This window comes from Paeniroseomonas aquatica (assembly GCF_030409335.1).
GTDB classification, from domain to species: domain Bacteria; phylum Pseudomonadota; class Alphaproteobacteria; order Acetobacterales; family Acetobacteraceae; genus Belnapia; species Belnapia aquatica.
Window position 1 is genome coordinate 1 of sequence record NZ_JAUFPN010000002.1, and the last position, 13312, is coordinate 13312.

Annotated in this window: 9 protein-coding genes; 4 read left to right on the forward strand and 5 right to left on the reverse strand. The window is 59.8% G+C overall.

The genetic code is table 11. The features are described from left to right. Positions 1-3088: Ti-type conjugative transfer relaxase TraA (gene traA, locus QWZ14_RS00295; RefSeq protein WP_290314551.1), on the forward strand; the 3088-nt coding region annotated here is incomplete at its 5' end. Between the two features lie 76 nt (positions 3089-3164). Then, the gene (locus QWZ14_RS00300) at positions 3165-3659 is read left to right on the forward strand and encodes a transposase (RefSeq protein WP_290314559.1); all 495 of its coding nucleotides are present in this window, start codon (positions 3165-3167) and stop codon (positions 3657-3659) included. A gap of 127 nt (positions 3660-3786) precedes the next feature. Here QWZ14_RS00300 and QWZ14_RS00305 read toward each other — a convergent pair whose 3' ends face one another. Beyond that, positions 3787-5226: a porin gene (locus QWZ14_RS00305; protein ID WP_290314552.1), complete on the reverse strand. Its 1440-nt coding sequence runs from the start codon at positions 5224-5226 to the stop codon at positions 3787-3789. 416 nt (positions 5227-5642) lie between these two features. Between QWZ14_RS00305 and QWZ14_RS00310 the strand changes: the two genes are divergently transcribed. Next, positions 5643-6422: a hypothetical protein gene (locus QWZ14_RS00310; RefSeq protein WP_290314553.1), complete on the forward strand. Its 780-nt coding sequence runs from the start codon at positions 5643-5645 to the stop codon at positions 6420-6422. A 58-nt stretch (positions 6423-6480) separates the two neighbouring features. Here the strand turns inward: QWZ14_RS00310 and QWZ14_RS00315 are convergent, their stop codons facing one another. Beyond that, positions 6481-7227 (reverse strand): recombinase family protein, encoded by a 747-nt coding sequence (locus QWZ14_RS00315; protein WP_290314554.1) that lies wholly within the window; start codon positions 7225-7227, stop codon positions 6481-6483. Between the two features lie 249 nt (positions 7228-7476). Between QWZ14_RS00315 and QWZ14_RS00320 the strand changes: the two genes are divergently transcribed. Next, on the forward strand, positions 7477-7863 hold the full coding sequence (locus QWZ14_RS00320; protein WP_290314555.1) for a helix-turn-helix domain-containing protein: 387 nt from the start codon (positions 7477-7479) through the stop codon (positions 7861-7863). 1010 nt (positions 7864-8873) lie between these two features. On the opposite strand, the gene QWZ14_RS00325 is transcribed toward QWZ14_RS00320, so the two are convergent. The 3 genes from QWZ14_RS00325 to QWZ14_RS00335 are packed head-to-tail and all read right to left on the reverse strand — an operon-like array spanning position 8874 to position 12785. Continuing rightward, complete coding sequence (locus tag QWZ14_RS00325) at positions 8874-10505, reverse strand: DUF262 domain-containing protein (RefSeq protein WP_290314556.1); 1632 nt, start codon at positions 10503-10505, stop codon at positions 8874-8876. A gap of 4 nt (positions 10506-10509) precedes the next feature. Continuing rightward, complete coding sequence (locus QWZ14_RS00330; RefSeq protein ID WP_290314557.1) at positions 10510-11496, reverse strand: hypothetical protein; 987 nt, start codon at positions 11494-11496, stop codon at positions 10510-10512. After that, complete coding sequence (locus tag QWZ14_RS00335) at positions 11493-12785, reverse strand: AAA family ATPase (protein ID WP_290314558.1); 1293 nt, start codon at positions 12783-12785, stop codon at positions 11493-11495. The genes QWZ14_RS00330 and QWZ14_RS00335 overlap by 4 nt, the downstream gene beginning before the upstream one ends. Positions 12786-13312: the final 527 nt, after the last annotated feature.

Consider the following 13312-nt stretch of genomic DNA (forward strand, 5'->3'; position numbering starts at 1 on the left):
GACCGGGGTGGTGCACCGGGAGGTGCTGCTGCCGGAGGGTGCGTCGGAAGCCTGGCAGGACCGCGCTACGCTGTGGAACGCGGTCGAGGCGTCCGAGAAGCGCAAGGATGCCCAGGTCGCCCGTGAGGTCGAGGTGGCGCTGCCGCGCGAGCTGAGCCCGGCGGAGGGGATTTCCCTGGCGCGGGACTTCGCCGCGCGGGAGTTCGTGGCGCGCGGCATGGTGGCGGATGTCTGCATCCACTGGCCTATAGGTGCCGATAGCGACGCCAAGCCGCATGTGCATATCCTGCTAACCACCCGACGTGTTGAGGCTGGGCAGGACGGCATGGCTGGGTGCTTTGGCGCCAAGGTGCGGGAGTGGAACTCAACCGAGCTGCTGGTCGGCTGGCGGGAGCGCTGGGCGGGGCTGGTGAATGCCCGGCTGGCCGAGCAGGGGCATGAGGTGCGGATCGACCACCGGCGGTTGGCGGCGCAGGGAATCCCGCTGGAGCCGCAGCACAAGGTCGGGCCGGCCGGGCAGCGCCGGGCGGAACGGGGCGAGGCGGCGGAGCGACGGGCCGAGCATGACGCCATCGCCCGGCGCAACGGCGCGCGCATCGCGGCCGAGCCCATGGTGGCACTGGATGCCATCACCCGGCAGCAGAGCACCTTCACCTGGCAAGAGCTGGCGCGGTTCGTGGCGCGGCACACCGATGGGGCGGAGCAGTTCGGCCAGGTACTGGCCAAGGTGGAGACTGCGCCGGAGCTGGTGCGGCTCGGTCAGGACGAGCGCGGGCGGGATCGCTTCACGACGCGAGAGATGCTGGCGGTCGAGCAACGGCTGGAGGCGGCAGGGGCGGTGCTGGCACGGTCGGGCGCGCATCGGGTTGAGCGGGTGGTGGCCGACCGCGTCGTGCGGGCAGCTGAGGTGAGGGGGATGCGGCTCAGCGACGAGCAGGGCGATGCCCTGCGCCACGTCACCGGGGGTGGCGACCTGGCACTGGTGGTTGGCTACGCCGGCACCGGCAAGTCGGCGATGCTGGGAGTGGCGCGCGAGGCCTGGGAGGCGGCCGGCTACTGGGTCCGCGGGGCGGCGCTGTCGGGCATCGCGGCCGAGGGGCTGGAGGCGGGCAGCGGCATCCGCTCGCGCACCCTGGCGAGCCTGGAATGGGGCTGGGCGCGGGGGCGGAAGGAGGACCGGCTGACCGCGCGCGACGTGCTGGTGGTGGATGAAGCCGGGATGGTCGGCTCGCGGCAGCTGGAGCGGGTGCTGGGCCAGGCCCAGGCGGCTGGGGCGAAGGTGGTGCTGGTGGGCGACCCGGAGCAGCTGCAGGCGATCGAGGCCGGGGCGGCGTTCCGGGCGCTGGCCGAGCGGCATGGGGCGGCAGAAATCAGCGAGGTCCGACGGCAGCGGGAGGACTGGCAGCGGGAGGCGACGCGGGAGCTGGCGACCGGGCGGACGGCCGAGGCGATCGGCCGCTACGAGGACGCCGGGATGGTGCAGGGCCATGCGACGCAGGAGGAGGCGCGGGCGGCGCTCGTCGCCAGATGGGCGGCGGGGTATCAGCAGAGTCCCAAGTCCTCGCTGATCATGCTGGCGCCGACCCGGACCGATGTGGCGGCGCTGAACCAGCTGGCGCGGGAGAGCCTGCACGCCGGCGGCGAGCTCGGCGCCGAGCAGCAGGTGGCGACGGAGAACGGACCGCGGGCGATGGCCGCCGGCGACCGAATCATGTTCCTCCGCAACGAGCGGGCGCTTGGGGCCGGGCCAGACGGCCGCGGCGGTGCTGCGGTAAAGAACGGCACGTTGGGCACGGTGCTGGCGGTGGAGGCCGGGGGCGAGCGGCTAACGGTGGCGCTGGATGGCGCCGGCGGTGCGGCAGGGCAGGGGGCGACGGTGACCTTCTCCTCCGGCGACTACGGCTACCTCGACCACGGCTACGCGGCGACGGTGCACAAGGCGCAGGGGGTGACGGTGGACCGGGCGCATGTGCTGGCCGGGCCGGGGATGGACCAGCACATGGCCTATGTGGCGCTCACCCGGCACCGCGAGGGAGTGGCGCTGCACTGGTCGGCGGAGGCGATGGGCGACCGTGCGGGGCTGGTGCGGGCGCTGTCGCGCGCGCGGGCCAAGGACACCAGCCTCGACTATTCCGGGCCGGAGGGTGTGACCGCCTTTGCCGAACGGCGCGGTCTGCACCCGCTGGCACCGGCAAGCGAGATCGCGGTGCCACGGCCGGAGGAGAGGCCTGCGCCTCTGCTGGCGGCCTACCGTGACCCATGGGGTCGGGACAGCCTCGGCCGCGGCACGACGGCGGGTGAGGTCGCCGCAGCCGTCGCGCAGGACCCGACTGTGCAGCACGCCGAGCACCACCTGACGATCTGGATCGGCCATTCTTACCGCGATCCGGCCGAGGCGCAGCGGCGCCTGCATGCGCTGGAGGCGGCCGAGGGCGGGCCGCAAGGAGTGGAGCGCGCTCTCCGCTACGGCCGTCCAGAGTTGCTCGGCGAGTTGCGGGGCAAGGTGGGATGGTTCGCCTCTGCCGCGGCGAAGGCGGAGCGGGACGCGGCGGCGCGGAGCGCCGGCTCCATTGGTCCTGGCCTGGTGCAGCTGCGCGAGGCGGAAGAGCGGGCCGGTGGCGCCTATACCCGGAGTGTCGAAGCGCAGCGGGTGCGCGATGCGGTGGAGATCCCCGGCTTGTCGGTGGAGGCGTGGGCGGCGGTGCGGGCGGTGGAGGCCGCGGCGCGGCAGGGTACGGAAGGGCGACCCACGGCAACTCAAGGTGCCGAATACTGGGCGCGCCAGGCAGGCGTGGACGAGCAGGTTGGCACGGCCTGGGCACGCGAGATCGGGAGACGGCCCGCGGTAGCGGCTGAGCTCGCGGCGGTCACTGCCGCGGCGGAACGGCGGTTCGGAGGCGACGGCCTCACCCGGCTGAGGCGTGGCGGGCGCGAGTTGCACTCGGGCGAGGAGAGCCTGGCCCGGGTGGTTGGGGTCGAGAGCCAGGGACTGATCGCCTACGTCGGACGGGAGCATGCCGCCGAGCGGCAACGCGAGGCTGAACAAAAGCGCCTCGGGCTGCGGCAGGGGCGTGGGATGAGGATGTAAGCCGAACCGAATTGGTCATCACTAGGAGGTTGCGGACCAAGAGCGCCGACGACATCCTCGCCTCTGTCCAACGCTTCTGCCAGCGCACACCGGCGTTGGAGGCCCGGAGCGCGGCTACGACGCTGCGAAGCGAACCTTTGGGCGGAAGCGACACATTCTTGTTAATGCAGCTGACCTCATGCTGCTCGCCCATGTCCACGCCGCAGATTTGCATGACCGGCTTGGAGCACAGCACTTCATCGGGCGTGCTGGCGAGAGCGAACCGCCACGTCTGGAACTGGTATGGGCAGACGGTGCCTATGCAGGCACCTTCGCGCGCTGGCTCGAAGCCGAGCGCGGCTGGCGTGTCGAGGTATTGAAGCACCGTGACCGCCACCTCTGGCGCTATGGCTTGGAAGACAAGCCGAAGGGCTTTCAGGTCATCCCTCGTCGCTGGGTGGTGAAGCGAACCTTCGCCTGGCTATCGCGGTCGCGCAGACTGGCGCGCGACTACGAACGCCTGCCTGAAACAGGGAAAACCATGATCTACGTAGCGATGTCGCGCACCATGATCCGGCGGATCGCTACCTGAGCCGTCTTTCCAAACAGTCAGTAATATGATGCCCCAGACCCGCACTGGCTCAAGCTCAGTCATCACATCAAACCAAAAAAAGGGGTGGCAGGTTTTCCTGCCACTCCCGTTCTCCGGTCCCGAAGGATTAGAAGGCCAGACGGGTACCCACGATGAAGACCTTTGCGGTCCCACGATCCTGCACGCCGGGGTTCGAGGGGTCGAGGTCGCGGCCACGCTCGGCAACGGTGAAGCTGCTGAACTCGGCAAGCACGTCGAGCCCGGGAGCAAGGCGATAGTTGCCGCCGACGCCCCATCCGACGCGGCGCATAAGCGCGGCGCCTGCCGGATTCGCAACGAAATTGTTGCGGCCGCCGGAGGCATTGGACAGGGCTGCGCTATAGGCACCGCGGCCGGCGCCTTCGAAGGTGCCGATCACGTAATTTCCGCCGACCGTGAACGGACCGATGGTGTAGCTGGCGCCAGTGAAGAACTGGTCCATGGGACGGTCGCCGCGCTGGGTATTGCCCCAGAAGAAGTTCGCGTCGCCGTGTTCATACTGCGCGCCGACGGTGAAGCCATAGGCCGAGGCCTGGGCACCAACCTGATAGACGCCTATGTCGTTGAGGGTCTTGGCCTGGGTGCCGGCGAGCGAGAGTTCACGCGCCGCGCCCGCACCGACATAGCCGCCGGTGACCGCCAGGCCGACGCCGGCCAGGCTGCCACGCCAACGCAGGGCGGCCTGGTACTCGTTCCGGCGTGCTGCCCACTCGCCGCCTGCCGCGGTAATGCCCACGCCGGTCGCGCCGGTGAAGGCATAGGCGCTGTCGCAGAAGCCGCTGCTCTGGTTGGTGTTACAGCCGGTGTCTTCGCCCACGCCGTAGTTGAAGGCGAAGCTGGCGCCGAAGTCGAAGCCGAAGAACTGCGGCGACAGGTAGATGATCTTGGTGTTGTCGCCGAGCGAACCGGGAGATGTCGGCGTACGAACGTTGGCCTGGCGGGTCACGAAGGATTCGCGGTCGCCGTAGATGCCGCCGGAGCCGAAGTTGGTGACGACGCCGGAGTTCATCAGGCCGCCGACCGGGCCGTCCTCGTCACCGAAGCGGATCTGGCCGAAGCGCGGGGAGGCGACGAAGGCATAGTATTCGTCGATGCTCGCGGTCGTCTTGCCGGCGGTCGCCCGCTGCTGGACGACGTTGCGGCCTTCCTGCTGGTTGAAGGCGATCTCGATCACGGCGCCATAGCTGAGGCCATTGGCGGTCTTGCCGTTGACGAAGACATGCACTTCGGCGTCGGTGCTGAAGTCGTTCTTCGACAGGCGGGCGACGTTGCCAGTGCTGTCCAACGGCAGGTTGCCGGTGCCGCTGGCGACGCCCGTCGGCAGGGTCGAGCCCACCGTGGCGGGGCTTCCGGGGGTGGCAGGTGCCGTAATTTGCGTCGAGTTACGGCCGCTCTGCTGCGTATTGCCGTAGTAGGCCCGGAAGAAACCACCGATCCGGACGGTCGGGGCTTCCTGCGCCACGGCAACCGCCGGGGCCAGGAGCGCCGCGCCGACCACCGCGGTCGTGCCCAGCAGAATCTTGCGCATCATAAAACCTCCTCACTCGCCAGGCATGCCTGACTGTTCCCTCGACCCACCCGCCCCCCCCGCAGCGCGAACTGCTTTGACAGGTGCCGCATCCAGTTCAGCATATGCCGGCGGCCGGATGAAACCGGGTCCGCCCCAGACTATGATCCGGCAGGATAAGGATGAGCAACCGGGCACAACGACGCTGCGCGACTTCTTCGAGACACTGTGGCGGGCGCGCAACATAGCCATTGCCACATCTGTTACTGGGTTTGTTAACTCAACCCTAGCGAGAATTAGAATCACTTTATGCGCTACTCATTTTGAAGCAACAAAAGCGTTGCCCGGGCATGCTAGGGCATCCAATTGTTGTATCGAGCACATCGAACGATGTTTAATATAATCCGCCTTTGTGTAAACTAATGAAGGTTGTTTGAATGAAATCCGACAACAAAAATGACGGCTCCGCTCCGCTACCAAATTCAATGCTTGACGATTTAAATTCGAGTGGCTGCATTGCCACTTATCGTGCTTTTGCCAAGGATCACGCCAAAATATTTTCGGAGCTAAACGACGGCATAATTTATCATATTTCAATTAGTTGGGAAAACACTGAATTTAAAATTTTTAATATTTCCATATTTGATGAAGAAATGGATAGCAACAAGAGTTATCTTCAAATAAGTGGTCGGAGCATGCAGGATGCTACCCTGTTTTTTCTGCAGTTTGCGCGAGACACGATGACTAACCTCCGCATAACGTCAACGAAGAACCGATCTTATCTTTTAGAGCCTCGCATAGAATCTCTTGGTTGGACAGCAAAAAGGTTTGGGCTAAAGAACCGCACGCATTTAGCGCGTATTATTTTAGGAGGAGGCTTGCAAGATATTTTAACTTCAGATTTTGGAAGCGTCAAGTTAAAGCATCGAAGCCGCCTTAAAGCAGAAATTAAACCGGCATCAACATACGAAAAATACAATGAAAGTGAAAAACTAGAAACTGATTTGGCTAATCTACGCCTGAAGGAATTAGCGATTCTCCAAAAACTGGGCCGAATCCCGGTCTTAACCTCCAGATCTAAAGATGAGCGAATTCGCTGGCAGGATGAAAGAATAGCGCAACTGCGTCAGTTTATAACTGAGAATAATTTGGAAATCCCCGGTCCTGCCACGACGCAAAAATTAAGCTATGCAAACCGCGCGAAGGTAAGGGACTGAAGTGCGGCCTGCTAGCCTGAATAATTAAATTCCAGCGTGGTCCCGGTTCGAAGCTTATTCACAACTTGTCTGCGTCGACGACGCGCCTTACCTGCATCGGGTGCCAGGTACGCCCGCCGGCCGGCGCCGGTACGCCCCGCGCGGTGAGCGCCGCAGCGAGCTCGCGCAGCGTCGTTGCACCGGCGCGCTTGGCCGCCTCGACGTAGGGCAGCACGTCGGCGGCGTGGGCGCGTGACAGCCGCTGCTTCACCGCCGCCGCCGCGCGCGCCTGGTCGGGTGTGCCGGCGCGCAGGCGCGGGTTGCCGAGCACCACGCCGCGCGCCTTCGCCATGGCCAGCGCCGCGCGGGTGCGCTGGCTGATCAGCCCGGCTTCGAGCTCGGCAACGGCGGCCATTTGCGTCACCAGGAACTTGCCGACCGGGCCGGGCGGGACGGTGGGCAGGTCGCAGAACACCACGCCCCCCTCCCCGCTGCCCTCGACCACGCCGAGCAGGAAGCGCGCATTCCGGGCCAGCCGGTCGAGCTTGGCGATCAGCAGCGTGGCGCGCTGCGCCCGGCAGGCGGCAAGGGCCGCGGCGAGCTGCGGCCGGTCGGCCCGCTTGCCGCTCTCGATCTCCTGGAACTCGGCGGCGACTTCGCCGCCGGTGGCGGCGACGTGCCGCGCCACCGCCTCGCGTTGCGCCTCGAGCCCGAGGCCGGAGCGCCCCTGGCGTTCGGTGCTGACTCGGAAATAGGCGACGTAGCGGACCGGCCCGATCGGGCCGGCGGCGAGCGCCTGGACAGAATTCCTAGGGTTGGAGGGCATGCTGTAGGAGGTTTACCCCCTGCCCTGCTGCCTTGTCACGGATCCAAAGGAACAATTGACGGTCCGTGACAAAAGTCAGACCGGGTCGCGGACGCCGAAAGGACCGGATCAAGCTGGTGAAATCTGTGGGCACGAGCGGGCCTGGGTACTGCGGGGCCCGGTCGACTGCTAGTATCCCGGCCGAAAAGTTTTTTAACCGGTTCTATCCATCTGTGATTCGCTGCCCGCGCCGGCAAGCAGGGCAGAGACATGGCGGAACGGGCAGCGGTAAGCATTGAGCTGACGGCAGCCAAGCGTGCCGCGTTGGCGTCGCGCCTGCGCCGCCGAAAGGTCGCCCGTGGCAATGCTATGCGAGCCGAGATCGTGCTGCTGGTCGCGGACGGGATCAACAACATGGCGATCGCCGAGCGTCTTGGCATCACCCGCATTACGGTGGCGAGTTGGCGCGGCCGCTTCGCCGCCAGGCACCTCGACGGGCTGTTCGACGAGCCCCGGCCGGGCGCGCCACGCACTGTCAGCGACGAGAAAGTCGCCGAGGTGGTCATCGCAACGCTGGAGACATTGCCTACCAGCCGGACCCACTGGAGCTCACGCTCGACGGCCAAGGCGGCGGGACTGCCTGCCGCACAGAGGTGAGCGGTCCCAAGCGAGGTTGCCCACACTGCGGCACCAAGGCTGCTTACCTGCACGGCAAGGACAAGAATGGCCGGCAGCGGCTCTGCTGTTGCAGTGTCGAATGTCGCCGCACCTTCAACATCCTCACCGGCACACCGATGCTTATGCCCGAATGTCCGTGAAGTAGGTTCACTACCTGTCCCACATGACCAACTACCGCTCAGTCATGAAGATCACAGCGGCCGGGATCGGAGTGAAGCAGAGCACCGTCTGGCGCTGGCGTCATTGCTTCCTCAAAGCTGCCGCGTAGGGCAACGCGATGACCCTCTTCGGAGTGATCGAGGGCTATAGGATGATCGTCGTGCGCTCCTGCAAGGAGCACCGAGGATAGATAAACGGCAGGCCGCCCGAGGACTGTGCCGCGTGCCCACGTGCCTCGAACGCCACCAAGCAAGGGCATGCTGGGGGAGCAGGTGCCAATGCCGACCGCATTTGGACAGCGCGGATGGGATAGAAGCCACCTTGCCGTTGCTGACTGCCATCGAGGCGGCTCTGGACGGCCGGATCGCTGCCGGGGCGGTAGTCTGTTCGGATGGTATGCCAACTCATGCAAGGGCGGCTGTGACAGCGGTTGTCGAGCATCGCCGGGTTGTGGGGCCGAGTATCACGTCTGTGGCGGTCAAGGTAACACCGCTATTAACCAGGCGGCGGCAAAAGGGCTACCTTGGGCTTGGGCGGGTGACGTGCACCACGGCCAGATCAAGGGGCTGGTGAACGGGCGGTGCCGTGGCGTGGCGACCCCGTATCTCGGCAACTGTCTCAAATGGCACAGGGCGATGCTGCGCCAAGATTTTACAGAAAAGGCACTATTGGACCGCGCACTGGCGTAGTTTGGAGTGCGGCTTGCCGTGGCCATCCACACCCAACTTGAACTGCGCCAAACTCTATAAGCGACGAGGGCAAAAGATCCCGCTCGACGAAATCGAACAGATAATGTCGTAACGTATTTGGGAAAACATTAGTTAAGACGTTTAAGGCGCAAATTTACGCACAAGAGGCTGCACGAATTCCCGCTCAAGAACTGCGATGTTCGCCGCCCGTATTTCAATAAACCGTTCGTACTGCCCGGTTTGTAGATATCCCAACGCCTCAAGCGAAACCAAGTGCATCTCACATTGCTCGGGAGACAGATTTCCGCTCACGACATTCTCGCGCAAACTAGCGGCTTCTGCAGGTTGAACCAGAAAGCGGTTTGCAGGATTCGAATACATGCTCCGCTTTTCCCTGCTCCATGGAAGCATATGTACCAATCCTCGTCTTCCAGCATCTACCAGAATTTCAGTTCCCTTCCGGTCACCTTTGAGCCCATCTTGCGCCGCAGCCAGCCTAAAAGCGAACGCCTTCGCTCGGGCGCCCCGGAAGTCAAAGGATTTATTCAACGGCCGTTCCTCAAATGGCCTGCGCCATGTCCATACTGGCCGACACGAGTCTAACATTTCGCGCATATCGTTAAGGGCAACTTGGACCTGATCACCACTCATTCCTGCGAAAAGCTCGCCGTATGTCGTCATCCAAAGCCAAGCATAAAGAATCTCCTCCCTTGCCGCATCAGGAACGGGGCAATGTCGAAACGCCTCAGTTAACAAAACGATTTGCAACGAATAAGGAACCAATTCCGGTGTAGGAACACGACATACCTTATTTAAGAATTTGGCAGCCCGGCCTAATGCTTCGCCTACTTCCATCACTACGTCTGGTCGAGACTTAAGAACGTCGCTCAGCTCTTGAGCGTTGGTCTTATATACGTCTAGGCCAAAAGCGGCTTTGCAGGCCTTTAAAATCGGATCACCATCGAGGCCGGCCCACCCTAACCCCGCTAAAATTCCATTCCGGACTTCTGTAATTTTTTGGTTGAGGTTGAAGCTGTCCGACCATGTAAGGGCATGAACCATATGAGCTTCGCTCATATGAGTCCCTTGACTGTTAATTCTTTGAAAAGTACGCGTGGCCATATCAACATCGTCTGTTGTAATCGGAATTATAGGAATTTTATAATCTCGAAATGCGCGTGCGATCTCATCGGATACTTTCACGGCTTCTTCGAGACCGTCACCAACAAATTTTCGTTGGAACTGAAGTAAAGCAATACTATCGAAAACAAGATGAAGAGGAATCATTGAAGGCGTTACGTCATCATCCACGCCATTGAAAAAATCGCGGGTAAGTGTATCAAAAAAAACTTGGAAGTTCTCGACTTTGGCACTTTCATCGTTCAGCTCGCCGAGTGCGTCAGCCTGCAGGTCTTCGTCGTTTTCAGTTATAGTCTTATCTGAAGAAACAGGTCGCAAAGCGCCATAAAGCGTTGACAGCCGTTGAACGCCGTCTAGGAGATATTGATGCGTAGTGCCATCAGGTGGGCTGGAAAGCCGGTGAGGGCCAAGATATTCGTAACAATCAATTGCGACGCGAGCCGTTCTCCAAACCATAATTGATCCAATAGGAATTCCGTCTCGGATACTGCGAAGTAGCTCTCTACGTTGCTCCCATTTCCAAACTAGAGGGCGCTGAAAACGCGGGACTTGCAAATGACCAACACTAACTTCCTCAAGCAGCTGAGAAAGAAACTGCACGTGGGGATCACTATGAAAGCTGGGAGCGCGCATGTCTCTACCTCAAAATCGCCATTAGGTTAGTTATTACGGGGTTTATTTCACTCCAACCGCCATCACGGCGGAGGTGTACCTCTGCAACATGCTCTGTAGAGAAAAGCGCACCTATGTCCGAGCCAAAACCCTTTAAAAGGGGAACTTTTTGAGCTTGCTCAAGATCTTCATAAAGGTCGCCTGCATTTGATCCCTGCCTTTTCGCATCAGCTTCGAAGCCATTTTTTAAATTATAATGATGCTTCTGAACTTTGGACATGGCAGAATATGCTTGGAAAATCGGATGACGAACTGCACGGTATTTCCTCTCATTATAAGCCCACCCTGAGAGTGCAGGAAGCGGAAGGTAACTTTCAATACTTCTACGCTGAAGCTGGTGAAATGGCAAACCGGTTTCCAGACATTTACTTTTTAGTCGCTCGGATTGATCGCTTGGAACGTTAGGTCTCAAAGCATCGCTGTCGAACATCACCCAACACCGAAGGATACTTATCTGGCCCTCTTGTCGTATTGTCTCTATTCTGCGAGGCATAGAAGTGATACCATCGCCATTCTCAAAGATAACGATACCTTTATTTTCTTGTACTAGTAGCGTACTTCTTTGTTCAACCGTTGCCATCTTAAGCAAAAAATTACGGTCGGAAACCGCATCCTCAAGAATCACATGAAACGGCCGGTTTAGAAATGTTACAGCCTCATTTAATGACACGAGAGGCGGATTAGCTCTCCAATCAGAAGTTTCTGTCGGAACGATAGTGATCGTCCGCCTAGCTGGCTCTCTTGCCTCAAGCTGATAACCACGATTAATTGCAAAATCCCATTGCTCCCTGTGATCCGGCGATAGACTATGTAACCACTGCAAAAAATTCGAATTCCTGTCGTCTTCTATGATAACTCGATGTCTTTCATGCATTGCGTGGACCGCAATCGCATCAAGCGCCAAAGTGTTTACAGTACCTGAGAATAGGCTGCTGGCCAGCAGCACCATCATCGGTGCGGCAGCGAGCGCCGCGCAAGCACTAGCTCCCTCGCTTGCGTAGCGCTTTCGGAAAAGACACCAGCTGGCCAAGTGTCGCCAATGGGACGACCTTGCTCGTCAAACTCTACTTTCACAGGCTCTGAACCACTTTCACTGCTCTTGACCCAGTAGACTACTACTGACTTCGGATCGAGATCTCCTGCTACGATAGCCAATTGCACGGACAGCAAAAATATTTCAGAATGAGTTTCTACGACGAGAGTGGGCGCCTGAGTTCCGCTTGCTAATTTACAGAAGAGCTGGGCTAAAGATGGATGTGCTGATGGATGCAGATGAAGCTCGGGATGCTCGACAGCAATAATTGAATTACGCTTCATGCTATTATGCTCCGCGAAGCAAAGAGCGCCAATCACCGGTAAAACCTGTCCCATACCCTCTCCGGTGTCGACGATATCGAGTTGGACTGATCTCGTTTCTTCCGGAGTCAATACGACGGAGAATAACTCCTTTCCGGCAAAAGCGCCCCATCGAAGTTCCACTCTATGTCCTGTAGCATTTAAATACCAGTTTGATACGCTTGTCAGCGTAGCACCACCTTCAAGATCATCAAAAGCTAACATCTGTGTGATGCCTGATCCGTCAGGACTTAGTCCACTCAATGGGCTAGAAAGGAACTCCCTCCTCGGAGGTAGGCAACGTAGCGCCTTTAGCCATGTTGTACTGTAGGAAAATATAGAGAGTTGGCTATTAACTTGAGTGCTTATGGCGCCAAATTTTTCTTGCGCATCAAGATTTATAATCTCTGGCGACATTCCCCTGAACACCACCTCGCTTTCTATCGAAGATGTCTCGTCTGATAAAATATAAATGCGTGATAATTCGCCGCTTTCCGCGGATGGCAGCCACTCAAATTGAAGAATCCGTTTTCCATCATTATCTCTTATAACAAGCCGCTCAATTACTTGTCGATGAAGGTCAGGCAGGTCGCGAACTGTGTACTCAGCCGATGATACCTCGCCGTTCCAGGTTAACTTGAAAAAGATCGAAGGCGCGCTGGTAAGCTTGCATTGCATGTCGCTGAAAGCAGCGCCGCGAGCGGCGTCTGACTGGAGATTGATGGGACCTGCTCCGGAGTATGAAACTGACCCAGCCAAAATTGGAAGAAGTCTGAGGAGTGCGCTTTTACCAACACTATTATGTCCGAAAAACATTGTTAATGGCCTAAGCTCAATCTCCGTTTCGGAGCAAAATGAGCGATAATTCTCGACTGTGATGCCTATGAGTCTTGGAATTTTGAGCACCGTGTTACCTCTCCATTGTCGACATATAATTATGCTACTCAATTAGGCAAAGAAAATATTACTCAATACAATTTTTAATTCCGAATTAGCATTTAGAAATCTTTGCTGTGGGCTTAAAATAATTAACCCATAATAGCCTTATTTCACTATGCGGCGGAATCGGCGCCCTTTTATCTCGTTGCGTATGTGGCCATCAGCTGCTTTGGCGGGCGTTCTCGACCAAGCCATGTATCACTATAGAGTGGGAAAAGTCGCGTCTCAGCTCCGGCACATCACAAGAGGCGATGGTGCATGAATGACATCTAGGTGGACGGTACTCACGCCACTTGATCCGTGGTGTTAGACGGCGCGGATGGAGACCGGCTTCGCCCTCCCGCGCCAAAAAAATGCAGGCGGGCAGCTTCGTTCGGCGCTCTGGGTGGCGGCCAAGGCGCGCGGCTAGCCAGCCGGGAATGGGGCACCTACCGGCAATGGGCTGCGCTCAGCCGGATCGTGGTCGAGTAGCTCGGCCATTTGGCTCCGCCCTC

Excerpts from the sequence above, each read along its gene's own strand:
- QWZ14_RS00320 (WP_290314555.1), top strand. The coding sequence starts at position 7,477 with ATGGCGGAACGGGCAGCGGTAAGCATTGAGCTGACGGCAGCCAAGCGT.
- QWZ14_RS00315 (WP_290314554.1), bottom strand. The coding sequence starts at position 7,227 with ATGCCCTCCAACCCTAGGAATTCTGTCCAGGCGCTCGCCGCCGGCCCG.
- QWZ14_RS00305 (WP_290314552.1), bottom strand. The coding sequence starts at position 5,226 with ATGCGCAAGATTCTGCTGGGCACGACCGCGGTGGTCGGCGCGGCGCTC.
- QWZ14_RS00330 (WP_290314557.1), bottom strand. The coding sequence starts at position 11,496 with ATGATGGTGCTGCTGGCCAGCAGCCTATTCTCAGGTACTGTAAACACT.
- QWZ14_RS00325 (WP_290314556.1), bottom strand. The coding sequence starts at position 10,505 with ATGCGCGCTCCCAGCTTTCATAGTGATCCCCACGTGCAGTTTCTTTCT.
- QWZ14_RS00310 (WP_290314553.1), top strand. The coding sequence starts at position 5,643 with ATGAAATCCGACAACAAAAATGACGGCTCCGCTCCGCTACCAAATTCA.